The organism is Pseudomonas sp. COR18, assembly GCF_048568395.1.
Taxonomy (GTDB): Bacteria; Pseudomonadota; Gammaproteobacteria; order Pseudomonadales; family Pseudomonadaceae; genus Aquipseudomonas; species Aquipseudomonas fuscovaginae_B.
In genome coordinates this window covers 4,079,045-4,102,500 of sequence record NZ_CP183808.1, presented here as the reverse complement: position 1 = coordinate 4,102,500, position 23,456 = coordinate 4,079,045, and the positions used below count along the sequence as shown (strand labels likewise).

Sequence of the window (23,456 nt, the reverse complement as noted above, 5' to 3'; positions counted from 1 at the left end):
CAAAACCGCCAATCCAAAGCCCGCTCGCTGCTGCAGGAGGGAGGAGCCTGGGTGTTGTGTCATGTGCAGGCCCCTATTAAAAGGCAAAAGCGGAACAGCCCCCCCAAACAAGCAGAAGGCCGGCCCACCTCCTGCCATCAAACGATCTTCAGTGCCTTCAGGATAACCAGCGACTTATCGCCAAATGCCTCGGCCTGGGCCAGCAACTCCGCAGTATTCTCTTCGGCAGTGGTAAGGGCCCGTCCATCCTTGACGATCCCCTCCCCCTGGGAACTGATGATGCCCCACGCAAACTGCGCCCACTCAGCAGGGTGTTTTTTACCCTGCATGATCGATATCAGGAACAGTTGCCCGAAACGACTGATCGACACGCCACCTCCCGTCAACGGGCTGGCCAGGGTCGATATCGGGTTGTTGAACAGCGAACGTTTGCACAGATGCAGGTTCAGAGCACTGCAATTGGCCTGCACCAGCTTTTCGGCAGCCTCGCTCTGGCAGGGTGCCGCCACCCCCATGCCGACCAGTACCGTTACCGCCTGCTCCAGGTCGCCATAGGCCATCGAAGGCACAGCCCCCAACAACTGCCGCAAGGTTTTCGGCGCATAGGCCTTCGCCGCCAGCGCTTCGAGCACAGGGCCGTATATCTCTGACTGCAATGTCGCTTCACCGGCCGGCCCCTTGACACTACCCGGAACGGTCTCCGCTGCCTGCAACAGGACAAAGCGGGTATTGAGCATACCCTCGCGCTGCTCTGCAGCAGACAATCTGATAGCGCCGCGCTGGTACAGATCCCGACGGAAATGCTGATTGACGAAATAGTCACGCGCCTGCTCGCGCATGACCGGCTGCTCGATCCCTTCCAGGAAATCCATGCCTTCACCGGTCAGGTTGAGCGGGTCCACCGAATCGAGTGGCACGGCGGTCGTGGCATAGTCGAGTTTGGCCGCGGACAGGGCATCCACCACATCGGTGAAATACATGCAGTTCCAGTCGCGGTTGAAATATTCATGGGCAACATACTGGCGATTCTGCCCCTTGACGCCCTGCAACTTGGCAACGACGTTCGGAGCCGCCTCGGCGTACAGGGGATTTGCCGCCAACAACGCCTCAGAAAATTGCAGCGCTGCATCTATACGTTCGGCCGGCGGCATCGAGGCATTGGAGGCAAATCGGTCGTGGAGACGGAACAACTGGCGCAACGGTGCCGACGGCGACCACCCCGGAAAACAGTTGTAGCTGACATACAGCAGCCCACCTGGCTTGAGATACCGCCGGGCGAACTCGACAATCAATTTCTGATTATCGCGACTGACCCAGGTCCAGATGCCATGCAGGCTGATACTGTCGAACTGCGGCAGGTCATCGCGTGCCAGCAACTGCTCGAAGCTGTCGTCATACAGCCGGGCATTGCTCCCGCTGGCCACTGCCAAGGTATTGGCATGCGCAGTCTGTGCCGGATGAAAATCGTTACCGACATAACATCCCGGGTTGGCCGCCGCATGAATATTGATCGACACACCCTGGCCAAAGCCCAGCTCACAATGATAGGCACTTGCGCTCTCCAGGGTTGCGAAACCACGCAACAACAAGCAGTAGCGCTGGAAGACGGGGTTGATCTCCCGGCTATAGCTGTAGGTGTACCCCTCATCGGTGAAATAACCGTCGTTCCACGCTTCACTCATGGCCTGCTTCCTTCCTGGCAGTCGAGAACAGAAAACTCCTTCTATATAAGAGGTAGCCGCTACACATCACAAGCAGAACGATCAGAGTATCGCTCCTACGGATGTCAGTCATAGCGACCAGGGTCTGTACGAAATGTTTTCGAGCGAAGGCCAGGCAAGGCGAAAACCGGCGAACAAGCACACACCGGGCCCTAACCCGGCCGGCCGCTATCCTCTCGGGGCGAACGGCCAAAAAAAGCCTTGTAGGCGCGACTGAACGCCGCCTCCGACTCATAGCCAATCGCGAAGCCGATCTCGCCGATTCGGCTGTCATGTTTCGACAACATCGTTTTCGCCAACGTGAGCCGCCATTCATTCTGGTAACGCAGCGGCGAGCGCCCAACCAATGCGCTGAACCGATCACAGAAATTGGAGCGCGACATGCCGGCAACCTCCGCCAGCGCGTCAATGCGCCATTGTTGCCCGGGACTTCCGTGGATAGCCCTGAGCGCACGGGCTATACGCGCGTCCGATAGGCCACCCAGCCAGCCTGACGCGGCGTTCTGCCGGACCCATGTTCGCAACATGCGGATAACGGTAAGGTCGATAAGGCGCGAAACCATCAGCGCACCGCCAGGTTGAGTGTCATTGGCTTCGAGCAACATGAAATGCAGGATGCCTTCAGCCCAGGCCACAGCTTCGGCCTTGCGGATATGGATCAATCGGGGCAGGGCAAACAGCATGGCCTGGAAACTGCTCGCATCGAACCAGAATCGGCAGATCACCACGGCCACAGGCCCCTTGCTGGCCATGATCCTTATCCCGGAGGAATCATGAGGAAGCAGAATGAGATCGCCCTGCTCCAGCGTCGCGATCGCCTGCCCCCCTTCCTCGAGCTGTAACTCTCCGCTCTGCAGCACGCAAATGTGCGCACTCTTCTCATCAAGGTCGAGGCATTGCCCACTCGCCAAGACGCAGGAATAGACCCGGTCCCCGGTCAGACGAATCTGCGCAAGCACCTGGGACAGCAGATCGCCCGTGGCCAGGCCCTCCAGTTGCATTTCCGGATGAATGATCAAGTTTTCGCGGGGATTCATCATGTCTGGCCGGCCGCGCCTTTATTAAGCTGCCCCGAAATCATAACGCGCTGACGCAACTGAAACGAAGTCCTCCAACGCTGGCCGTTTATGCACATCGTCCAATCACGTGGAAAAATCAAATGTCTGGAATCTCCCCCCTCGGCTGGATACACACGCTTGGCAGCCTACCTGCCATCCCACTGGCAATCCACATGTTCATCCGCCACGGCCGTATCGTCCCTCGTTCCACGCCCGGACTGCTCTATTTGGCGTCGATGCTGATCGGCGGCTTCACTGTCTTCCTGGTCGCTCATCAACCCGTCAGTAAAATCGTGGGCGTCATCACGATTGCATTGCTGCTGGCCGGCTATGGCGTTGGCAGCATCAACTGGCTGGGACGGGCCCGCCATTATCTGGAAACCATTTGCCTGAGCCTGACCGCGTTTTTCCTGATGCTACCCACCGTCTCCGAAACGCTGCGCCGAGTGCCAGACGGACATCCGTTCGTCACCGATCTGAAATCGCCGATACTGCTGGGAGCCCAGGGTGCCATCGCTGTAGTGCTGGTTGTGGGACTGAGCGCACAAATGATTTATCTGCGCAGGAGAGGGGGAAACTTTGCCTAGCGCGCACCGGGAGGCGCCGTGTAGGCAATTCAGGCTCGGCGTGCAGGCTGCGAGACTGTGTTGATGGTGTCCCAGGGCAGGTTCGAACTGCCAACCTTCCCCTTAGGAGGGGGATGCTCTATCCAATTGAGCTACTGAGACAACGAGCGTCTACCCGAACAGGCGACGCGACGGACGGCGTGCATGTTAACGGGCACGCCGACGTTTGTCATGTCATCCATGGGCTTTTTAACGGTAAGTCGCCTCTGTGGGTGCCACAAGACACTGTCGCCACTGATAGCAGGGACATCGCCTTCCCACTCACGCTCGTCGGTCGGAAAAGGCCCTGGTTGCCCTGCTTCGGACCGTTCGTCCACTAGAAAATCAGCCATTTGCCACTATCCTTCAACAATAGAGGCAAAAGGCCAGATCACCGCGTAGCATATGCGGCAGGAAGGCTCGTAGCCTTCAGACTGGCTTGGGATGGCCGATCAGAGCACCGCACCGGCGAAAACTTTCAAACCAGTGCGCATTTCTGATAATTGGTGCTGGCATATCGCCTTTATCCAGTTCAATATTTGTCACAGAATTGACGCCAATGATCTGGCAAATTTGAGGCATGATGCGGGCCTCATCTCAATTCAGGTTGAACATTTGGCAAAGCATGCTGTCCTACTGACATCCTGCGGCCAATTCCGAGAACCGCTCCCCTGAACTAACCGGTTTAAAACTATGCGCCCATTGAAACAGGCAATTTATTCCAGCCGTACAGCTGACAAATTCGTCGTGCGTCTGCCCGATGGAATGCGGGAACGCATCGCCGACGTGGCTCGTAACCACCACCGCAGCATGAATTCCGAGATCATTGCACGCCTGGAGCAGAGTCTTATTCAGGAAGGTGCCTTGGGCGACGAGCTCAGCATGCGTCTGGACAGCCCGGAGCTGTCCCTGCATGAGCGCGAGCTGCTGCAACGCTTCCGTCAATTGTCCCATCGTCAGCAGAATGCCCTGGTGTCGCTGATTGCACACGACGCCGAAATGGCCGCAGACGCCAGCTGATTCATCCCTGAAAGCTCAAGCCAGCCTCGTGCTGGCTTTTTTTTGCGTCAAATTCGGGAAGGTCCCGGGAAAAGCCCGGGAACCTGGAGAGGTGATGCAACCAGAAGGCCGCGCCCGGAGACTCAGAGCAGGAAAAGTGTCGCCAACCCGAGGAAGATGAAGAAGCCGCCACTGTCGGTCATGGCAGTGATCATGACGCTGGAGCCCATCGCCGGATCGCGCCCCAGACGCGCCAGCGTCATCGGAATAAGCACCCCCATCAAGGCCGCCAACAACAGGTTCAGCGTCATTGCGGCCGTCATGACCACCCCCAGCGACCAACTGCCATACAGCACATAGGCCACGACGCCGATCACGCCCCCCCAGATCAGACCGTTGAGCAGCGCCACCGCCAACTCCTTGCGCATCAGCCGCGAGGTATTGCCGGTACTGACCTGGTCCAGGGCCATCGCACGCACAATCATGGTGATGGTCTGGTTACCGGAGTTGCCACCAATCCCCGCAACGATAGGCATCAACGCAGCCAGCGCCACCAGCTTCTCGATAGAACCCTCGAAAAGACCGATCACCCGCGAGGCGATGAAGGCGGTGATCAGGTTGATCGCCAACCACGCCCAGCGGTTACGCAAGGACTTCCAGACCGAGGCGAAGATATCTTCCTCTTCCCGCAGACCCGCCATGCTGAGGACTTCGCTCTCACTCTCCTCACGAATCAGGTCGACCATCTCGTCAATGGTCAAACGGCCGATCAGCTTGCCGTTCTTGTCGACCACCGGTGCCGAAATCAGGTCATAACGCTCGAAGGCCTGCGCCGCGTCATAGGCATCCTCATCCGGATGAAAACTGACCGGATCGCTGGCCATGACATCGGCCACCTGCTTTTCGGGATCATTGACCAGCAACCGCTTGATCGGCAGCACGCCCTTGAGCACGCCGTCATAGTCCACGACAAACAGCTTGTCGGTGTGCCCCGGCAGCTCCTTGAGCCGGCGCAGGTAACGCAATACGACTTCCAGGCTGACGTCTTCACGGATGGTGACCATCTCGAAGTCCATCAGCGCGCCGACCTGCTCCTCGTCATAGGACAACGCGGAGCGAACGCGCTCACGCTGCTGACCGTCGAGAGCTTCCATCAGCTCATGCACGACGTCCCGTGGCAGTTCAGGCGCCAGGTCGGCGAGTTCGTCAGCATCCATCTCCTTGGCCGCGGCCAGGAGTTCGTGATCGTCCATGTCGGCGATCAGCGTTTCACGAACAGCGTCGGATACTTCGAGCAGAATATCGCCGTCGCGCTCGGCCTTGACCAGTTGCCAGACCGTCAGGCGATCATCCAGGGGCAAGGCTTCAAGAATATGAGCGACGTCTGCGGAGTGCAGATCATCGAGCTTGCGCTGCAGCTCGACGAGATTCTGCCGGTGGACCAGGTTCTCCACCCGATCCTGATGATGACCTTCCTGACGATGGGTCAGGTCCTCGACCACCCGCTGACGATGCAGCAGCTCGACGACTTGAGCCAGGCGGTCCTGCAAGCTTTCTTGAGATTTCTTTACTTCGATTTCGGTCATAGGCGAACTCCACTCCCAGCAGTGGAACACGCCGGAAGGATCAATCAGTCAATTCTTGATTGGTAAAGCGAAATACTGAGTAACTACTGGGTAAGTCCATGGAGGTTTTCCACAAGCCCCGGCGGGGCTGACGGGCGCAATCATACACTGCCTCAGACGCTTTAACGGCAAAAATCTTGGCAAGAACAAGCGCTTGCGAGAAAAGCCGGACATTCTTCAGCTGCTTTTGAATTCGACGACGCATCCCGAAAAGAAAACACACGCCCGCTGTAAAAGCCCGCAACTAGGCTTTAGCAACGACCGTCATGGAGGACCCTCGATGCCACCAAGAACCTGCTGCCTGCTGATCCCCCTGGCGCTGTACCAGCCTCCCGGCGCGAGCGCCGCGATGGTGCAGCGTTGCGAAGACGCCAGCGGCCACATCACCTTCACCACACTGGGCTGCCCCCACGACGCCCACCTGCGAACGCAACGCGCAGACAATCACGCACCCGGCAGCAAGCCCCTGCCCACCAGACAGCAACCGGCATCCCGGGAAATCTCTCCAACGCCCCGGGAGCTGATCGTAGTGGGCGAACATGACGATGGATGTGGCAACCTGCTGGATGCACGCTCACGCCGCCAGGCTGTCATCCAGCAACAGGTGCGCCCCGGCATGAATCGCCAGGAAGTGGAAAGCGCCCTGGGCAAGCCGGACAAGATAAGTACAAGCAACAGTACCACGCGCTATCACTACAACCTGAAGAAAGGTCGCAGCAGCCAGGTGCAGTTCGATGAAAGAGGATGCGTCAAACGCTAGAAAGCAAGAAGCCCGCAACATGTGCGGGCTTCTTGGTGTATGGTGCACTCGACAGGATTCGAACCTGTGACCGCTCGGTTCGTAGCCGAGTACTCTATCCAGCTGAGCTACGAGTGCATTTTGTGTTTTTAGACCAGACCACAACTGGTTGAAGCCACGTAATCCGTATTGCTACCGATGACGCTTAAATGGTGCACTCGACAGGATTCGAACCTGTGACCGCTCGGTTCGTAGCCGAGTACTCTATCCAGCTGAGCTACGAGTGCATTTGTTGCCGCGCATTATAGGTCGTCAAATCTTTTTGTAAAGCACTTTTTCTAGTAATTTCAACAACTTACAGAAGAAGCCAGATCGTAACGCACTAAGCAAATAATGGCGGAGAACGGGGGATTCGAACCCCCGACACCCTTTTGAGGTGTACTCCCTTAGCAGGGGAGCGCCTTCGGCCACTCGGCCAGCTCTCCGCAACACGGGGCGTATATTAACCAGCTTTTTCCCCGTTTGCAAACAAAAAAAACGAGAAAAATTAATGGCTTGGTTCTTCGTCCTTCTCTTTCTTGATCCGCAGGTAGATTTCCTCACGGTGGACGGCCACTTCCTTGGGGGCGCTGACACCAATACGCACTTGATTTCCTTTGACGCCGAGCACGGTCACAGTGATTTCGCCATCACCAATGATCAGGCTTTCTGCGCACCGACGAGTCAGAATCAACATACCTATCTCCTCACGCATTTCAGTTCAGGGACAACACAGTCTGCAAAAAAAAGGGCTTCGGCCTACACCCAAGATAGCCATAGCCCTACGCCCCTAAGTATTGACGAGAGCGGGCAAAAGAACAGCGCTTGCCCACACTTATCAAAAAATACAAAGGGCGCGGTTCAACCGCGCCCTTTGGAGTAACGCAATCACTCGCCCTGTCGGGCCGGAGCGTCCAGCTCGAACGCCGTGTGCAGTGCACGTACGGCCAGCTCCAGGTACTTCTCCTCGATCACCACCGAAACCTTGATTTCGGAAGTGGAGATCATCTGGATATTGATGCTTTCCTTGGCCAGTGCCTCGAACATGCGGCTGGCAACGCCCGCGTGGGAGCGCATGCCGACACCGACGATCGAGACCTTGGCAATCCTGGTGTCGCCAATCACTTCCCGGGCGCCGATTTCACGCGCGGTGTTCTCCAGTACATTCTGCGCCGACTGGTAGTCGTTGCGGTGTACGGTGAAGGTGAAGTCGGTGGTGTTATCGTGCGAGACATTCTGCACGATCATGTCGACTTCGATGTTGGCGGCACTGATCGGGCCGAGAATCTTGAAGGCCACGCCCGGAGTATCGGGCACGCCACGGATGGTCAGCTTGGCTTCATCGCGGTTAAAGGCGATGCCGGAAATGATCGGCTGTTCCATGGATTCCTCTTCATCAATAGTAATGAGGGTACCCGGACCCTCCTTAAAGCTGTGCAGAACGCGCAGCGGAACGTTGTACTTGCCGGCGAACTCGACTGCGCGGATCTGCAGGACCTTGGAGCCGAGGCTGGCCATTTCCAGCATTTCCTCGAAGGTGATCTTGTCCAGGCGCTGAGCCGACGCGACGACCCGCGGGTCGGTGGTGTAGACCCCATCGACGTCAGTGTAGATCTGGCATTCGTCAGCCTTCAGGGCCGCGGCCAGTGCCACACCGGTGGTGTCGGACCCCCCACGACCGAGCGTGGTGATATTGCCGTTCTCGTCAACACCCTGGAAGCCGGCGACGACAACCACACGACCTTCCTTCAGATCAGCACGAATCTTCTGATCGTCAATCTGCAGGATGCGTGCTTTAGTGTGAGCACTGTCGGTCAGGATCCGCACCTGGTTACCGGTATACGACACCGCTGGCACGCCGCGCTTCATCAGCGCCATGGCCAGCAACGCGATGGTCACCTGCTCACCAGTGGAAACGATCACATCCAGTTCGCGTGGAACCGGCTGGTTCTCGCCACTGATTTGTTTGGCCAGATCGATCAGGCGATTGGTTTCGCCGCTCATCGCAGACAGCACAACCACCAGGTCATCGCCGGCTTCGCGGAATTTCTTAACCTTGTCGGCGACCTGCTCGATTCTCTCGACAGTGCCGACTGAGGTGCCTCCAAATTTCTGTACGATCAAAGCCATTTCTAAGCCGCCTCAGCCCGTAAAGGGGCGCCCATTAATCATTCAAACCACAGCCTCGCTGCCTATCACCAGGCGCTGTAGAAAATGTATCTGCGCTCGCCCAGGCTGCGTTGAAAACCGGTTCGCCATGCTCATTGACTCAAGTCAACTGCGCTTGCTCGCCGGTTTTCGCCTGGCCTGGCTTTCGCCCGAAAACATTTCGTACAGCCCTTGGACGATAGGCATTTGCGCGAAGCCTTAAACGCCCTGCTCGACAAATGGCACGGTCAGGGCCAGTGCGGCGTCCAGCGCCGAGGCGTCGGTACCGCCGCCCTGCGCCATATCCGGACGACCACCGCCCTTGCCACCCACCGCCGCAGCGGCCTGTTTCATCAGATCACCGGCTTTGAGTTGGCCGGTCAGGTCTTTGGTCACGCCAGCAACCAGCACGACCTTTTCCTCATGGACACTGCCGAGCAGGATCACTGCGCGGCCGAGTTTGTTTTTCAGCTGATCGACCAGTGCCAGCAGGGCCTTGCCATCCTGGCCGTCCAGGCGTGCGGCCAGTACTTTCACACCCTTGACGTCCCGGGCCTGGGCCGACAGGTCGTCACCCGCAGCGCTCGCGGCCTTGGCCTGCAATTGCTCGAGTTGTTTTTCCAGCAGGCGGTTGCGCTCCAGCACAGCCGACAGCTTGTCGATCAGGTTGTCGCGATTGCCCTTGATCAGGTTCGCGGCTTCCTTGAGTTGCTCTTCAGCGGCATTCAGGTAGGCCAGCGCCGCAGCACCGGTCACCGCCTCGATACGCCGCACACCCGACGCCACACCACCTTCGCTGATGATCTTCAGCAGGCTGATGTCGCCGGTCCGGTTGGCGTGGATACCGCCACACAGCTCGACGGAGAAGTCACCGCCCATGCTCAGCACGCGAACGGTATCCCCGTATTTCTCGCCGAACAGCGCCATCGCGCCTTTCTTCTTCGCGGTGTCGATGTCGGTTTCTTCGGTTTCCACCACCGAGTTCTTGCGGATCTCGGCGTTGACGATATCTTCCAGAGCCTTGATCTGTTCCGGCTTGATCGCTTCGAAATGGCTGAAGTCGAAGCGCAGGCGCTGGCTGTCAACCAGCGAGCCTTTCTGTTGTACGTGCTCACCCAGGACCTGGCGCAGCGCGGCGTGCAGCAGGTGGGTGGCCGAGTGGTTCAGCGAGGTGGCGTGACGCACCTCGGCGGCGACCTGGGTCTCGACCTCGGCACCGACCAGCAGGCTGCCCTGGGCCAGAACGCCATGGTGCAGGAAAGCGCCACCGGTCTTGGTGGTATCGCGCACGTCGAAACGACCGGCAACCGCCTTGAGGTAGCCGCAATCGCCAACCTGACCGCCCGATTCGGCATAGAACGGCGTCCGGTCCAGGACCACGACCCCCTCTTCACCTTCATTCAAGACGTCCACCGACTGCCCTTCTTTATAGAGCGCGACCACTTTCGCCGCACCGCTGGTGGCGCTGTAGCCGGTGAACTCGGTGGCCACGTCGACCTTGACCAGGCTGTTGTAGTCCATGCCGAAGGAGCTGGCGGAACGGGCACGCTCGCGCTGGGCTTCCATCTCGCGCTCGAAACCGTCCTCGTCGAGGGTCAGGTTGCGTTCGCGGGCGATGTCACCGGTCAGGTCCATCGGGAAACCGTAGGTATCGTAGAGCTTGAACACCACGTCGCCAGGAACGATATTGCCCTTGAGCTCAGCCAGGTCCTGTTCGAGGATCTTCAGGCCCTGCTCCAGGGTCTTGGCGAACTGTTCCTCTTCAGCCTTGAGCACACGTTCGATGTGCGCCTGCTGGGATTTCAGCTCGGGGAAGGCCTCGCCCATCTCGGCCACCAGCGCGGCAACGATCAGATAGAAGAAGCTGCCCTTGGCGCCCAGCTTGTTGCCGTGACGGCAGGCACGACGAATGATCCGGCGCAGCACATAACCGCGACCTTCGTTGGACGGCAGCACGCCATCGGCGATCAGGAAGCCGCAGGAACGGATGTGGTCGGCGACCACTTTCAGCGAAGCCTGGTTGTCGTTGGCACAACCGATGGCCTGCGCCGAAGCGCTCAGCAGACTCTGGAACAGGTCGATCTCGTAGTTGGAGTGCACGTGCTGCAGCACCGCGCTGATCCGCTCCAGACCCATGCCGGTGTCCACCGACGGTGCTGGCAGCGGGTGCAATACGCCGTCGGCGGTGCGGTTGAACTGCATGAACACGTTGTTCCAGATCTCGATGTAGCGGTCGCCGTCCTCTTCCGGCGAGCCGGGTGGGCCGCCCCAGATGTCGGCGCCGTGATCGTAGAAGATCTCGGTGCAAGGACCGCACGGGCCGGTGTCGCCCATGGTCCAGAAGTTGTCGGAGGCGTAGGGCGCGCCCTTGTTATCGCCGATACGGACCATGCGCTCGGCCGGTACGCCGACTTCCCTGGTCCAGATATCGTAGGCTTCGTCATCGCTGGCGTAGACCGTGACCCAGAGCTTTTCCTTGGGCAGGTTCAGCCACTTTTCGGAGGTCAGGAAGGTCCAGGCGAAGGTGATGGCGTCGCGCTTGAAGTAGTCGCCGAAGCTGAAGTTGCCCAGCATTTCGAAGAAAGTGTGGTGACGAGCGGTATAACCGACGTTTTCCAGGTCGTTGTGCTTGCCGCCGGCGCGAACGCACTTCTGGCTGCTGACCGCGCGGGTGTAGGCGCGTTTTTCCTGCCCCAGGAAACAATCCTTGAACTGGTTCATCCCCGCGTTGGTGAACAACAGGGTCGGGTCGTTGCCCGGGATCAAAGAGCTCGAGGCGACACGGGTGTGGCCCTGCTCTTCGAAGAAGCGAAGGAAGGCTTCACGGATTTCTGCGCTTTTCATAGGTTCTTCCACGGAGTCTGCAGCCGGAGGCAAGTGCATCACGTCTGAATGGATTTGCGACTTGCAAAGGGCCGCATTATATCGGCCCTGCGCCCTGGGTACAGTGTGTTTATACGATAGAAACCCTCAATTGGACGGCCTGCAGGCTCATTGGCGGTTAAATTCGGCCAATACCGCGACCACCTGCTCGATTTGTGTACGATTGACGTCCATGTGCGTGACCATCCGCAAGCGCGGCGCGGCGCTCAGGCGTACCCCGCGCTCGGCGGCAAACGCCTTGAGCGCCTCGGCCCGGGTACCCAGGTCAGCGTAAACCATGTTGGTCTGCACTGCCTCGACGCGATAGCCGGCGTCACGCAGCCCGTCGGCCAGGTGCCGCGCATTGGCGTGATCGTCGACCAGGCGTTCGACCTGATGCTCCAGGGCGTACAGCCCCGCCGCCGCCAGCAGGCCGGCCTGACGCATGCCGCCACCGACCATCTTGCGCAGCCGCCGCGCCTTGCCGATCAGTTCCTCGCTGCCGCACAGCACCGAGCCGACCGGCGCCCCCAGCCCCTTGGACAGGCAGACCGACACCGAATCGAAATGCCGGGTGATCTCTCGCGCATCGATCCCCAGCCTGACTGCCGCGTTGTAAAGACGGGCACCGTCCAGGTGCAGGGCCAACCCCTGCTCACGGGTCAGGCTGCGGGCCGCCGCCAGGTATTCCAATGGCAGCACCTTGCCCTGCATGGTGTTTTCCAGGGCCAGCAGGCGGGTGCGGGCAAAGTGGAAGTCATCGGGCTTGATCGCCGCCCGCACCTGCTCGAGGTCCAGCGAGCCATCGGCCTGCACCTCCAGCGGCTGCGGCTGGATCGAACCGAGCACCGCGGCACCACCGCCTTCGTACTTGTAGGTATGGCATTGCTGACCGACGATGTACTCGTCGCCCCGGCCGCAGTGAGCCATCAGCCCGAGCAGGTTGCTCATGGTCCCGGAAGGCACGAACAGCCCTCGGGCGAACCCCAGCCGGGCGGCCAGCTCGCTCTCGAGCCGATTGACCGTCGGATCCTCGCCATACACATCGTCCCCCAGGGGCGCATTCGCCATGGCGGCGCGCATGCCGGCGCTGGGTTGGGTAACCGTGTCACTGCGAAGATCGATGACAGTCATGAAACAGGCCTCGTCATGAAGGGTGAGATCGGGAACGTCCCGTTCGAAAGCCATTACTGCGGTCATGGCCCGCGATAATCAAGCACTGCCGTGCCAAATGCCCAGGCGTGCGGGAAACATTCGATGATCATCATCGTAACGTCGCCCATGCACACCCTGGAAATATATGGTAAAAAATCGCCGCCAACAGAAAGACTGGTGGCAACGTTCTCAGGGCGGGGTGCAATTCCCCACCGGCGGTAATGGCGCGCAACACGCCTAGCCCGCGAGCGCTTGACGAGGTGAACGGTCACGACCGTCCGCCTCCAAGGTCAGCAGACCCGGTGTGATTCCGGGGCCGACGGTCATAGTCCGGATGAAGAGAGAACGGGATTGGCACCCAAGGGCCGTTCCTCGGGAGCGCCGCACGCCTGCCCGACCGCAGCGTACGGCCGACCTGGACGTACCCTTGAATCCCATTCGATTCATAACGCCCTGTTTTTCATACAAACAGGAGTCAGAACAGATGCAAACCACCACTATCCACCAGAACCAGCGCATCGCCTTCATCCAGGCTTGCTGGCACAAGGACATTGTCGATCAGGCCCGCCACGGCTTCGTCAGCGAAATCGCCAAGCTCGGTTATCAGGAAAGCGATATTGACTTCTTCGAGGTCGGCGGCGCCTTCGAAATCCCCCTGCATGCCAAACTGCTGGCCAAGTCCGGCCGTTATGCCGGCGTCGTGGCTGCCGGCCTGGTGGTCGACGGCGGGATCTACCGCCACGACTTCGTCGCCACGGCGGTGATCGACGGCCTGATGCAGGTCCAGCTGGACACCGAGATTCCAGTGTTCTCCGTGGTCCTCACGCCTCACCACTTCCACGCGGGCGAAGAACACCAGAAATTCTTCTTCGATCACTTCGTGCACAAGGGCCAGGAAGCCGCAAGAACCTGCGCCGACACCCTGGGCAAGCTGCGCGCGCTGCCGCGTCCGGCCGTACAGAAACTGGCGGTCTGAAGCCGCCTCGACCTGCCGGCCGGTGCCGGCAGGTCATGCCTCCATAACTATCTACGCTCTCCCCGCCTCCCTTTCAGGGTTAAGTGGGCTCGACCCTTGCGCCTTGTTCAGCGCTATCGAGACCCAACGCCCACGGAGGCCCCATGAATGATTTGTCCAGCCTGAACCCGACCCCGGCCGTCGCGCCCGAGCATGAGTACCGGATCGACGGCAATACTGAAACCGACACGCCCACCATCACCCCTCTGCGGCAATACCCGGACGATGAGAGGAGCCTGCAGGTGCACTCGGTTCACCAGGACACCAACGTCCTGATCGAACGCCACAGATTGCAGGCGCCGCCCAGCTATCGCGGCCCGACCGACCATCTGGTCTTCACCAGCGGCAACGACGATGACCGCATCCATCTCTACCAGACCGATCATCTGGTCATCGACATCAACGAGCGGCGCTATCACCTCGACCTGGCGTCGGACACCCAGGTGATCGTCCTGCGCACGCAGGCAGGCGATGACCGCATCAGGGTGGACGACGCGGTCAAGACCACGGTCTTCATCGATTCGGCAGAGGGAAACGACCTGGTCGTGGCTGGCGGCGGCTTCACCAAGGTCAACGCAGGCTCCGGCAACGACCGGATTTTCACCCGCAGCGGCGCCAGCTATGTCGAGGCCGGCGCCGGCGACGACCTGGTCAGGGCCCTGGGTAGCGGCGCCATCACCGCCTACGGCGGCCAGGGCCGGGATACCTTGATCGGGGGCAAAGGCTCCTGCTTCCTCGACGGCGGCCAGGGCGACGACCTGTTACAGGGCGGCACCGGCCACAGTGTGCTCAGCGGCTCCGATGGTGACGACCATCTCGTTTCCGGGGCCGCCCGCACCACCGCCTACACCGGAACGGGAACCGACATCGTCGACGACCTCAGGCCGGATGTTCGGTTGTTCAATGCCTACTCCGCCGCTGAAACAGCACCCTCCAGCCGTCTTGAAGACCCCGGCGTCATCATCGCCGCCAAAGACCTGGACAGCTGCGGCGTGGTCGTCGAAGGCTCGGCGCAGTTCCAGGAGCGGGTCAACGACGATCTCAGGTTGCTGCTGGGCTCGGAAAATGGCCGCCAACTGCTCGACGCCCTGGGCCAGGCCCGGGAAAGAAGCGGAATTCCCGTCGTGGTCAGAGAACTGAGTGAAGAGGAAAACGGCATGTGCGTTCCGAATCACCCGGGGCAGGACTACCCGTTCATCGAAAACGGCCAGGCCGCACCACCGAGCGACGGCTGCCAGGTCTACTACGACCCGTCGTTTCTCAAGGGCGAGGTCACCAGTATCGTGCACCTGTATCACGAGCTGTGCCATGCCTATAACTACGTGACCGGCACGATGTTTCCCGGCATGAGTGCGGATGGCATCGACGGCGACAGACCCCGCCATGCAATCCCCAACCTCGAGTTGCAAGCCGTCGGGCTGAACATCCAGGGGGCCTCGTTCCCGTTCGCCGGCCACCCCGATCCCCTGAGCAGCAACCCCGAGGCCTTCAGCGAAAACGGCTTGCGTAGGGAATTCGGCATCCCGCCACGTAAACAGTACCGGGAGGACTGAGCAGGCGTCAGGCCAACTGTTCGCTACCGGACGGGACCACCAGGATCCCCGCGCGCAGGCCGTTCTTCACCTTCGGGTTGGGGAAAATGATCCGCGCCTCGTCCTCCTCCACCACCCACCGGCTGCCCGCCAGGTCCTCGGCCAGCAGGTAACCCTTGGGCAGTGGCGAGAAGTTCTCGATATCCGCCGGCAGGTGCAGCAGGAAGGCATCGCTGTGCTTGATGACCTCCCGCGCCACGCTGAACAGTTGCAGGCCGTCGAGCCGCTGCTCGGTGTCCGGCTCGCTGCCCTCGATGAGCTGCTTGAGGCGGAGTTCAAGGCGCGACACATCGACGCCCTGGTTCTGCCCGAACGGCCGGGCCTTGCCCAGCTCCAGGGTGAAGGCCTCGGCCCCGAGCTTGTCGTAGGTGTAGCTGCTGAAGACGATGGAAGGCTTGTTCTGCAGCAGCACTGCGCTGATCCCGCTGGCCTGCAGTCGCGCCAGCTCCTGACGCGAGTGCGCACGCCCTTCCTTGTAGGGATAGAGCGCGAACTGCTCGATCTTCGAGCCGCGAATCGCGGTATGCAGGTCGTAGTGCAGGCGGCTGCGATCGGCCACGCTGAAAAAGCTCGCCGCCAACCGCTCCAGCTCGCAGGCCCGCAACGCCTCGTTGCCGCTGCTCTGTTCATGGCGACCATTGAACAGCCGGTTGATGTCCTGCTCGATATAACGCTCGCCGCGGCGCATCGCCTCCGGGTTGCCGAACAGGAACAGAATGCGTGCCCGAGGCTTGAGGTCGCCGCGGGCAATATCGTGCAACAGGCGATCGAGCAGTTCGATCGGCGCGGTCTCGTTACCGTGGATACCGGCGGACAGCAACAGATCCAGCCCGTTGTCCCGCCCCTGGGGAGGCCGCACCTCCAGCGCGCCCTCACTCAGCCAGCGCATCCGCACGCCTTCGACCGTCAGTTGAGTCTTCTCCGCCGGTTCACGACCGGCGAGGGTCAGTTCAAGCAGTTTGCCGAGGGCGAGCATAGCGCGGTGTTCCTTGATCAGTGATCGTGATTGCAGTCGGGACCGTGCACGTGATCGTCGTCGCCAACGTCGGCCGGTTCCATCTCCAGTTGCAGGCTTACAAGATTAGTCGCCAATGGCCGCAGCAGCAGGTTGGCATACTCGGTATCGCCTTCTTCGACATCGACACCGATCAGCAACTGACCACGACCGTCCTGCTGGATCCACACTTCCTTACCCTGCCAGATCACGGCAAAACGCGTGCAGGAAGTTTGCAGTTGAGCGCCATCGGTGTCTTCGAGAATCAACTGCAGGGGGGTATCGCTCATGTTCGTGCTCTCATCTGGAGAAAAGTCGCGCACCTGGCCTTGCACTGAAGGCCAGGCTCACGCTTTCAATTGATCTGGAATGGATAAACCGCGCCCAGTTTAAGGATTTGCGTCAGTTCATCCAGCGCCGTCCGGCACTCGAGCAACAACTGCGGATCGGCCAGATCGCTTTCGCGCAGGGCGTCGCGGTAGTGCCTTTCGACCCATTGGGTCAGCGTGTCGTACAACGGCGCGGTCATGATAACCCCTGGGTTGACCGCCGCCAGCTCGGATTCCTTCAGCGCGACCCGCAAACGCAGGCACGCCGGCCCGCCGCCGTTCTGCATGCTCTGCTTGAGGTCGAAGACCTTCACCTCGCGCACCCGCCCACCGGCAGCCGTCAGGCCCTGCAGGTACTGCCAGACGCGCTCGTTCTTGCGGCACTCCTCCGGCACGATCAGCATCATGCTGCCATCGGCGCGGCTGAGCAGTTGGCTGTTGAACAGGTAGGAGCGCACCGCATCTTCCACCGTCACCTGGGCACGCGGCACGCAGATCGCCTGGAAGTTGCCGCCGCGCCGGGCCAATTTGTCCCGCAGCTCGGCGAGCACCCGGTCGGTGTCGAGGAACGCGTCCTCGTGGTAGAACAGCACCTCGCCGTTGCCCACCGCAATCACATCGTTGTGGAATACCCCCTGGTCGATCACCGCCGGGTTCTGCTGGGCATAGACCACGCCGTCATCGCTCAGGCCGTGCAGGCGGGCGACCGCCTGCGACGCTTCGAGGGTCTGGCGGGCCGGGTATTTCTGTGGCGTCGGGTAGCGGGTGTCGAACGCACTGCGGCCGAACACGAAGAACTCGACGCCGGCTTCGCCGTACTCACGGCAGAAGCGCGTATGGTTGGCCGCACCCTCGTCACCGAACTGGGCAACGGCCGGCAAGGCGGCGTGATGGGCAAAGTATCTGTCGTCGGCGAACATCGCCCCCAGCACACGGCTGGTGGTCGGGTGTTCGATGCTGCGATGGTACTTGCAGTTGAGGTTGGCCGCGGTGAAATGCACACGCCCATCGGCCGTGTCGGCGCTCGGGCTGACAGTACCGGCGTTGGCCACCCACATGCTCGAAGCCGAGCAACTGGCGACCAGCAGCGGCATGGCCTGCTTCGCGGCCTGTTCGATCACCTGGGCATCGCTGCCGGCGAAACCGAGTCGGCGCAGGGCGGCAACGTCCGGACGCTCCTGGGGTGCAAGCACGCCCTGGACGAAGCCCATCTCCATCAACGCCTTCATCTTCGCCAGGCCTTGCAGGGCCGCTTCCTTCGGGTTGGAAGCCTGCTGGCTGTTACTCTGGGAGGCGACGTTGCCATAGGACAGGCCGCCGTAGTTGTGGGTAGGGCCTACAAGACCGTCAAAATTGACTTCAAAGGATTTCATCGGCGAGGCTCCAGGAAAATCTGTTGTTATAGACATCAGGTAATGCGGTGGATGGCGAACGCGGTCTGGTGATCGCCAGCAAGCCCAGGCCACTCGCGAGGGCGAGGCCGGACACCCGGCCTGTGGGAGCGGGCTTGCCCGCGAACGGGGCCCGCAGGCCCCACACGATTCAAAGTTTCACACCCGGCGTCAGGCTCGCCGGCACCACCAGGCTCGGCGTCTCCAGCGAAGCCACCGGGTACGCGCAATAGTCCGCCGCGTAGTAGGCACTGGCGCGATGGTTGCCCGAGGCCCCTACTCCGCCGAACGGCGCGCTGCTCGCGGCGCCGGTCAGCTGTTTGTTCCAGTTGACGATCCCGGCCCGGCTCTGCAGCCAGAACTGCCGGTAACGCTCCTCGGAATCGGACAGCAGGCCCGCCGCCAGGCCGAACTGGGTGTTGTTCGCTTCGGCGATCGCTGCATCGAACCCGCTGTAGCGAATCACCTGCAGCAACGGCCCGAAGAACTCTTCGTCCGGACGCCCGCTCACCGCCGTCACATCGAGAATGCCGGGCGTCAGCAGTGCGGCACCGGCTTGTGGCTGGGTCATCGCCAGCAGCGCCACGGCACCGTTGGCCAACAGGTTCGCCTGGGCCTCCATCAACGCCCGCGCCGCCGCCAGGGAGATCACCGAGCCCATGAAAGGCGCCGGCTGCCGGTCGAACGCGCCGACCTCGATGTTGCCGCTGACCTCGACCAGTCGCGCCAGCAACTGGTCGCCCCAGGCCCCTGCCGGTACCAGCAGGCGACGGGCACAGGTGCAGCGCTGGCCGGCGGAGATGAACGCCGACTGGATGATGGTGTAGACCGCCGCATCCAGGTCTTCGACCTGATCCACCACCAGCGGGTTGTTACCGCCCATTTCCAGGGCGAGGATCTTGTCCGGGCGCCCGGCGAACTGCAGGTGCAGGTGATTGCCGGTACGGCTGGAACCGGTGAAGAACAGGCCGTCGATCCCCGGGTTGCCCGCCAGGGCGATACCGGTCTCGCGGGCCCCCTGCAGCAGGTTCAACACACCCGCCGGCAGCCCGGCCTCGATCCAGCACTTGACCGTCAGCTCGGCCACCTTCGGGGTCAGCTCGCTCGGTTTGAACAACACGCTGTTACCGGCCAGCAACGCCGGGACGATATGCCCGTTGGGCAGATGCCCAGGGAAGTTGTACGGGCCGAACACCGCCACCACGCCGTGGGGTTTGTGGCGCAACACCGCGCTGGCATCGCCCAGCGGGCCGCTTTTCTCGCCCGTGCGCTCATGATAGCTCTGGATCGAAATGGCGATCTTGTTGACCATGCTGGTCACTTCGGTGGCCGCTTCCCACAGTGGCTTGCCGGTTTCCTCGCCGATGCAGCGGGCCAGTTCGTCGGCATGCCCTTTCAGGCTGGCGGCAAAGGCTTCGAGCACGACGATGCGTTCATCCAGGCTGCGTTGCGCCCAGGCCGGGAAAGCCTCACGGGCAACCTGCACGGCCTGCTCGACCTGCGCCGCGCTGGCGCCGTTGCCGCGCCACAACACCTGCTGGGTCACCGGGTTCAGCGATTCGAAGGCCTCGCCCTGGCCAGCGTGCCATTGGCCTGCGATGTAAAGCGTGCTCATTATTTCGACTCCCGGGAAGCGGATAGCGCTACGGCGCGGACCGAATCGCCCGCACTCAATTGAAGACGTTTGGCGGTCAGCGGATCGACCACCAGGGTGCCCGCCGCCAACCGGGCGGGAGCGGCCGTGATGCGGCAGTCTTCGCACTTGCGGTTGTGGATCAGGAACGGCGTGGCGTCGTCACCTGGCGTACCGATGGCCAGCACCAGCGCCTGGCTGTCGCGTACCGCACGGATCTTGCCGGTCTCGCACTCCACCGCCGGGCCGGCGTCGAAGATGTCGACGTAACCCTGGTAGCTGAATCCTTCGCTCCTGAGCATCGACAGGGCCGGCTCGGTATCGGTGTGCACCTTGCCGATCACCGCCCGCGCGCCTTCGGAAAGGAAGCAGGTGTACAGCGGGAATTTCGGCATCAGTTCGGCAATGAACGCCTTGTTGCCGACGCCGGTCAGGTAGTCGGCCTGGCTGAACTCCATCTTGAAGAAGTGCCGCCCCAGGCTTTCCCAGAATGGCGAACGCCCGTCCTCGTCGGACATGCCACGCATCTCGGCAATGATCTTCTGCCCGAACAGCTGCGGGAACTCGGCGATGAACAGCATCCGCGCCTTGGCCAGCATGCGCCCGTTGAGGCCGCTGCGATAATCGGCATGCAGGAACAGCGAACACAGCTCGGAGTTGCCGGTCAGGTCATTGGCCAGGAACAGCGTCGGAATCTCGCGGTAGATGTTCAGCTCCTGGGAGGCGCTGACGGTCAGGCCGACGCGGAAGTTGTACCAGGGCTCGCGCAGGCCGACGGCCCCGGCGATCGCCGAGATACCGACGACCCGGCCGTTGTCGTCTTCGAGCACGAACAGGTAGTCCGCATCGCCACGCCCGGCTTCGCCACGGAAGGTTTTCTCCGCCCAGCCGACACGGTGGGCCAGCCGCGCCTCGTTGGCCGGCAAGGTGGTCAGGCCGGTACCGGTGCTGCGGGCCAGGTCGATCAGAGCGGGTAAATCGCTGCTGCGTACGGGACGAACGATCATGCTATCTCCTCAAACGGGCACCGCCTGGCGGCTCCCGCGAAACTCGCTGTAAGGCTGCTTTCGATACCGGCGTCAGACCGCCACCAGGCGCACGCTGCCACCTTCGCCGACACCCAGGGCCTCGGCCGCTTCCTGATCCAGGGTCACCGGCTTGCCAGGGGCATAGTCGAGCTCCAGCAGCACCGCACGGTAATCCTGGAGCTGGCCATTGGAGACCAGGTATTGGCGCCCGGGATTGCCGGTATCACCGACCTTCACCGGCACCACGCGGCTCTGGGCGATCGAACGGATGCCGCTGACCCGCGCATGCAGGGTCGGACCGCCGTCGAAGATATCGATGTAGTGATCGGTCTCGAAACCTTCGCGCATCAGGATGTCGAAGGTGATCTGTGCCCGCGGGTGCACCTGGCCCATGGCTTCCTGGGCGGCGTCCGGCAGCAGCGGCACATAGATCGGATAATGCGGCATCAGCTCGGCGAGAAAGGTCCGGCTCTTGAGCCCGCAAAGGCGCTCGGCCTCGGCGTAGTTCAGGTCGAAGAAGTTGCGACCGATGGCGTCCCAGAAGGGCGAGTCGCCATTTTCATCGCTGTAGCCGACGATCTCGGTCACCACCGAGTCGGCAAAACGCTCCGGATGGCTGGCCACGAACAACAGGCGTCCGCGGGAGTTGAGTTCGGACCAGGCAGAGCCCACCAGTTCCGGTACCACGTAGAAGCTGGTCAGCAGGCTGTTGCCGGTCAGGTCGTGGCACTGCGAGAGCACGTGGATCTTGTTGTGGATCTTCAGCTCGCGGGAGGCGTGCACGAAGGTCTCGTTGCGGAAGCTGTAGAAGGGCTCCGAGTAGCCGGCCGAGGCAACGATCGCCGAGCAGCCGGCGAGCTTGCCGGTATCGGAGTCCTCGAGTACGAAGAAATAGCTTTCCTCGCCGTTGAAGCTGACCTCGGCGGCGAACGACGCTTCGCTGGCGGCGATCTTGTCGCGCAGTCGATCCTCGTCATCCGGCAGGGAAGTGACACCAATGGGGCTGTCGGCGGCCAGACGCCGTACCTCGTCCAGGTCAGCCATTTGCGCGGGGCGCATCACCAGCATGGTGTCACTCCTTAACTTGAAGAACAGGCCGGCGGCAGCGCCGGCGCAGGGAAAAAAATGCCGGGCATGCCCGGCACAGGAATAATCTGTCCGTCGCCGGCCGACCGGCACGACGACGCAATTGCCAGCACTCGGCCGATCAGGCCTGGGTCAGCTTGGCGACAGCACGCTCGAAACGGTCCAGGCCTTCGCGGATATCGGCGTCCTCGACCACCAGGCTTGGCGCAAAGCGCACCACGTCCGGGCCGGCCTGCAGGATCATCAGATTCTCCTGTTCGGCAGCGTTGAACACATCCTTGGCCTTGCCTTTCCAGGCATCGGCCAGTACGCAGCCGAGCAGCAGGCCCATGCCACGGACCTGGGTGAACAGGCCGTACTTGGCACCGATCTGCTCCAGGCGGGTCTTGAACGCGTCGTGCTTGGCAGCAACGCCATTGAGCACTTCAGGTGTGTTGATCACGTCGACCACCGCGTTGCCGACGGCACATGCCAGCGGGTTGCCACCGTAGGTGGTGCCGTGGGTGCCGACCACCAAGTGCTTGGCCAGCGCCTCGGTGGTGAGCATGGCGGCAATCGGGAAACCACCGCCCAGGCTCTTGGCGCTGGTGAGGATGTCCGGGGTCACGCCGTACTGCATGTAGGCGAACAGCTTGCCGGTCCGGCCCATGCCGCTCTGCACTTCATCGAACACCAGCAGCGCGTTGTGCTGGTCGCACAGCTCGCGGGCACCCTGCAGATAGGACAGCTCGGCCGGCAGCACGCCGCCCTCGCCCTGGATCGGTTCCAGGACCACGGCACAGGTCTTGTCCGAAACCGCGGCCTTCAGTGCCGCCAGGTCGTTGTACGGCACATGGGTGATACCGGTGATCTTCGGGCCGAAGCCATCGGAGTACTTCGACTGACCACCGACGTTCACGGTGAACAGGGTACGGCCGTGGAAGCTGTTGAGCGCCGCGATGATCTCGTACTTTTCCTCGCCGAAACGGTCGAACGCCACGCGACGGGCCAGCTTGAAGGCGGCCTCGTTGGCTTCGGCGCCGGAGTTGCAGAAGAACACGCGTTCGGCAAAGGTCGCGTCCACCAGCTTCCTGGCCAGGCGCAGGGCCGGCTCGTTGGTGAACACGTTGGAGACGTGCCACAGGTTGTTGGCCTGCTCGGTCAGGGCCCCGACCAGCGCCGGATGCGCGTGGCCCAGGACGTTCACCGCAATCCCACCGGCAAAATCGATCAGCTCACGACCGGACTGGTCCCACACTCGGGAACCGGCACCACGCACGGGAATGAAAGCCGCAGGTGCGTAGTTGGGAACCATTACCTGGTCGAAATCGGCGCGTTGCACCGGAGCTTGCTCAACGGACATCGGAGTCTCCTGAAGAGGAACGCCTGCCTGAAACTGGCGAGCGATGGGGGGATTGTAAGGACAGATTTCGGTCCGGCCTTGCCGCCAAGCGACAA

The 23,456-nt window shown here is 61.4% G+C and carries 19 protein-coding genes, 4 tRNA genes and 1 riboswitch; of the genes, 5 read left to right on the top strand and 18 right to left on the bottom strand.

Annotated elements, in window-relative coordinates:
* Positions 1 to 137 precede the first annotated feature (137 nt).
* Both ACM62G_RS18945 and ACM62G_RS18940 read right to left on the bottom strand, forming a co-directional pair.
* Positions 138 to 1,682, bottom strand: coding sequence for a class I SAM-dependent methyltransferase (locus ACM62G_RS18945; protein ID WP_419735336.1), 1,545 nt, complete (start codon positions 1,680 to 1,682; stop codon positions 138 to 140).
* 191 nt (positions 1,683 to 1,873) lie between these two features.
* Positions 1,874 to 2,761 carry an AraC family transcriptional regulator gene (locus tag ACM62G_RS18940; RefSeq protein WP_419735335.1) on the bottom strand — a complete coding sequence of 296 codons (888 nt, stop codon included), beginning with the start codon at positions 2,759 to 2,761 and terminating at the stop codon, positions 1,874 to 1,876.
* Positions 2,762 to 2,880: 119 nt separating this feature from the next.
* Between ACM62G_RS18940 and ACM62G_RS18935 the strand changes: the two genes are divergently transcribed.
* On the top strand, positions 2,881 to 3,366 hold the full coding sequence (locus ACM62G_RS18935; protein ID WP_419735334.1) for a hypothetical protein: 486 nt from the start codon (positions 2,881 to 2,883) through the stop codon (positions 3,364 to 3,366).
* 64 nt (positions 3,367 to 3,430) lie between these two features.
* Here the strand turns inward: ACM62G_RS18935 and ACM62G_RS18930 are convergent.
* Positions 3,431 to 3,507 (bottom strand) — tRNA-Arg (locus ACM62G_RS18930).
* A gap of 570 nt (positions 3,508 to 4,077) precedes the next feature.
* Between ACM62G_RS18930 and ACM62G_RS18925 the strand changes: the two genes are divergently transcribed.
* On the top strand, positions 4,078 to 4,404 hold the full coding sequence (locus ACM62G_RS18925; RefSeq protein ID WP_026145013.1) for an Arc family DNA-binding protein: 327 nt from the start codon (positions 4,078 to 4,080) through the stop codon (positions 4,402 to 4,404).
* Positions 4,405 to 4,526: 122 nt separating this feature from the next.
* Here ACM62G_RS18925 and mgtE read toward each other — a convergent pair whose 3' ends face one another.
* Positions 4,527 to 5,969, bottom strand: a complete 1,443-nt coding sequence (gene mgtE / locus ACM62G_RS18920) for a magnesium transporter (RefSeq protein WP_017902917.1) — start codon at positions 5,967 to 5,969, stop codon at positions 4,527 to 4,529.
* Between the two features lie 319 nt (positions 5,970 to 6,288).
* Between mgtE and bamE the strand changes: the two genes are divergently transcribed.
* The gene (gene bamE, locus ACM62G_RS18915; protein WP_419735333.1) at positions 6,289 to 6,768 is read left to right on the top strand and encodes an outer membrane protein assembly factor BamE domain-containing protein; all 480 of its coding nucleotides are present in this window, start codon (positions 6,289 to 6,291) and stop codon (positions 6,766 to 6,768) included.
* Positions 6,769 to 6,808: 40 nt separating this feature from the next.
* On the opposite strand, the gene ACM62G_RS18910 is transcribed toward bamE, so the two are convergent.
* From ACM62G_RS18910 to ltaE, 7 genes are all read right to left on the bottom strand, one after another.
* A tRNA-Arg gene (locus tag ACM62G_RS18910) sits at positions 6,809 to 6,885 on the bottom strand.
* Positions 6,886 to 6,957: 72 nt separating this feature from the next.
* Positions 6,958 to 7,034, bottom strand: a tRNA-Arg gene (locus ACM62G_RS18905).
* 107 nt (positions 7,035 to 7,141) lie between these two features.
* Positions 7,142 to 7,232, bottom strand: a tRNA-Ser gene (locus tag ACM62G_RS18900).
* Between the two features lie 62 nt (positions 7,233 to 7,294).
* Positions 7,295 to 7,483: a carbon storage regulator CsrA gene (gene csrA / locus ACM62G_RS18895; RefSeq protein ID WP_054058785.1), complete on the bottom strand. Its 189-nt coding sequence runs from the start codon at positions 7,481 to 7,483 to the stop codon at positions 7,295 to 7,297.
* Positions 7,484 to 7,674: 191 nt separating this feature from the next.
* The gene (locus ACM62G_RS18890) at positions 7,675 to 8,916 is read right to left on the bottom strand and encodes an aspartate kinase (protein WP_054058786.1); all 1,242 of its coding nucleotides are present in this window, start codon (positions 8,914 to 8,916) and stop codon (positions 7,675 to 7,677) included.
* A gap of 237 nt (positions 8,917 to 9,153) precedes the next feature.
* Positions 9,154 to 11,778, bottom strand: coding sequence for an alanine--tRNA ligase (gene alaS / locus ACM62G_RS18885; protein ID WP_419735332.1), 2,625 nt, complete (start codon positions 11,776 to 11,778; stop codon positions 9,154 to 9,156).
* 147 nt (positions 11,779 to 11,925) lie between these two features.
* Positions 11,926 to 12,930, bottom strand: a complete 1,005-nt coding sequence (gene ltaE / locus ACM62G_RS18880; protein WP_419735331.1) for a low-specificity L-threonine aldolase — start codon at positions 12,928 to 12,930, stop codon at positions 11,926 to 11,928.
* A 202-nt stretch (positions 12,931 to 13,132) separates the two neighbouring features.
* A riboswitch (FMN riboswitch) is annotated at positions 13,133 to 13,302 on the top strand.
* A gap of 133 nt (positions 13,303 to 13,435) precedes the next feature.
* Between ltaE and ACM62G_RS18875 the strand changes: the two genes are divergently transcribed.
* The gene (locus tag ACM62G_RS18875) at positions 13,436 to 13,927 is read left to right on the top strand and encodes a 6,7-dimethyl-8-ribityllumazine synthase (RefSeq protein WP_419735330.1); all 492 of its coding nucleotides are present in this window, start codon (positions 13,436 to 13,438) and stop codon (positions 13,925 to 13,927) included.
* 143 nt (positions 13,928 to 14,070) lie between these two features.
* Complete coding sequence (locus ACM62G_RS18870) at positions 14,071 to 15,519, top strand: M91 family zinc metallopeptidase (RefSeq protein ID WP_419735329.1); 1,449 nt, start codon at positions 14,071 to 14,073, stop codon at positions 15,517 to 15,519.
* Positions 15,520 to 15,526: 7 nt separating this feature from the next.
* Here ACM62G_RS18870 and astE read toward each other — a convergent pair whose 3' ends face one another.
* The 7 genes from astE to ACM62G_RS18835 form a co-directional block, all read right to left on the bottom strand.
* Positions 15,527 to 16,534 (bottom strand): succinylglutamate desuccinylase, encoded by a 1,008-nt coding sequence (gene astE, locus ACM62G_RS18865; RefSeq protein ID WP_273826307.1) that lies wholly within the window; start codon positions 16,532 to 16,534, stop codon positions 15,527 to 15,529.
* Between the two features lie 17 nt (positions 16,535 to 16,551).
* The gene (locus ACM62G_RS18860; protein WP_026145011.1) at positions 16,552 to 16,842 is read right to left on the bottom strand and encodes a hypothetical protein; all 291 of its coding nucleotides are present in this window, start codon (positions 16,840 to 16,842) and stop codon (positions 16,552 to 16,554) included.
* A gap of 65 nt (positions 16,843 to 16,907) precedes the next feature.
* Positions 16,908 to 18,254: an N-succinylarginine dihydrolase gene (astB, locus tag ACM62G_RS18855; RefSeq protein WP_416770250.1), complete on the bottom strand. Its 1,347-nt coding sequence runs from the start codon at positions 18,252 to 18,254 to the stop codon at positions 16,908 to 16,910.
* Positions 18,255 to 18,423: 169 nt separating this feature from the next.
* Complete coding sequence (astD, locus tag ACM62G_RS18850) at positions 18,424 to 19,890, bottom strand: succinylglutamate-semialdehyde dehydrogenase (protein WP_419737538.1); 1,467 nt, start codon at positions 19,888 to 19,890, stop codon at positions 18,424 to 18,426.
* Positions 19,887 to 20,912: an arginine N-succinyltransferase gene (gene astA, locus ACM62G_RS18845; protein ID WP_054058793.1), complete on the bottom strand. Its 1,026-nt coding sequence runs from the start codon at positions 20,910 to 20,912 to the stop codon at positions 19,887 to 19,889. Before astA ends, astD begins: the two co-directional genes overlap by 4 nt.
* A 72-nt stretch (positions 20,913 to 20,984) precedes the next feature.
* Positions 20,985 to 22,001 carry an arginine/ornithine succinyltransferase subunit alpha gene (gene aruF, locus ACM62G_RS18840; RefSeq protein ID WP_419735328.1) on the bottom strand — a complete coding sequence of 339 codons (1,017 nt, stop codon included), beginning with the start codon at positions 21,999 to 22,001 and terminating at the stop codon, positions 20,985 to 20,987.
* A 139-nt stretch (positions 22,002 to 22,140) separates the two neighbouring features.
* On the bottom strand, positions 22,141 to 23,361 hold the full coding sequence (locus ACM62G_RS18835) for an aspartate aminotransferase family protein (protein WP_273826306.1): 1,221 nt from the start codon (positions 23,359 to 23,361) through the stop codon (positions 22,141 to 22,143).
* Positions 23,362 to 23,456 lie beyond the last annotated feature (95 nt).

Excerpts from the sequence above, each read along its gene's own strand:
- ACM62G_RS18945 (WP_419735336.1), bottom strand. The coding sequence starts at position 1,682 with ATGAGTGAAGCGTGGAACGACGGTTATTTCACCGATGAGGGGTACACC.
- ACM62G_RS18940 (WP_419735335.1), bottom strand. The coding sequence starts at position 2,761 with ATGATGAATCCCCGCGAAAACTTGATCATTCATCCGGAAATGCAACTG.
- ACM62G_RS18935 (WP_419735334.1), top strand. The coding sequence starts at position 2,881 with ATGTCTGGAATCTCCCCCCTCGGCTGGATACACACGCTTGGCAGCCTA.
- ACM62G_RS18925 (WP_026145013.1), top strand. The coding sequence starts at position 4,078 with ATGCGCCCATTGAAACAGGCAATTTATTCCAGCCGTACAGCTGACAAA.
- mgtE (WP_017902917.1), bottom strand. The coding sequence starts at position 5,969 with ATGACCGAAATCGAAGTAAAGAAATCTCAAGAAAGCTTGCAGGACCGC.
- bamE (WP_419735333.1), top strand. The coding sequence starts at position 6,289 with ATGCCACCAAGAACCTGCTGCCTGCTGATCCCCCTGGCGCTGTACCAG.
- csrA (WP_054058785.1), bottom strand. The coding sequence starts at position 7,483 with ATGTTGATTCTGACTCGTCGGTGCGCAGAAAGCCTGATCATTGGTGAT.
- ACM62G_RS18890 (WP_054058786.1), bottom strand. The coding sequence starts at position 8,916 with ATGGCTTTGATCGTACAGAAATTTGGAGGCACCTCAGTCGGCACTGTC.
- alaS (WP_419735332.1), bottom strand. The coding sequence starts at position 11,778 with ATGAAAAGCGCAGAAATCCGTGAAGCCTTCCTTCGCTTCTTCGAAGAG.
- ltaE (WP_419735331.1), bottom strand. The coding sequence starts at position 12,930 with ATGACTGTCATCGATCTTCGCAGTGACACGGTTACCCAACCCAGCGCC.
- ACM62G_RS18875 (WP_419735330.1), top strand. The coding sequence starts at position 13,436 with ATGCAAACCACCACTATCCACCAGAACCAGCGCATCGCCTTCATCCAG.
- ACM62G_RS18870 (WP_419735329.1), top strand. The coding sequence starts at position 14,071 with ATGAATGATTTGTCCAGCCTGAACCCGACCCCGGCCGTCGCGCCCGAG.
- astE (WP_273826307.1), bottom strand. The coding sequence starts at position 16,534 with ATGCTCGCCCTCGGCAAACTGCTTGAACTGACCCTCGCCGGTCGTGAA.
- ACM62G_RS18860 (WP_026145011.1), bottom strand. The coding sequence starts at position 16,842 with ATGAGCGATACCCCCCTGCAGTTGATTCTCGAAGACACCGATGGCGCT.
- astB (WP_416770250.1), bottom strand. The coding sequence starts at position 18,254 with ATGAAATCCTTTGAAGTCAATTTTGACGGTCTTGTAGGCCCTACCCAC.
- astA (WP_054058793.1), bottom strand. The coding sequence starts at position 20,912 with ATGATCGTTCGTCCCGTACGCAGCAGCGATTTACCCGCTCTGATCGAC.
- aruF (WP_419735328.1), bottom strand. The coding sequence starts at position 22,001 with ATGCTGGTGATGCGCCCCGCGCAAATGGCTGACCTGGACGAGGTACGG.
- ACM62G_RS18835 (WP_273826306.1), bottom strand. The coding sequence starts at position 23,361 with ATGTCCGTTGAGCAAGCTCCGGTGCAACGCGCCGATTTCGACCAGGTA.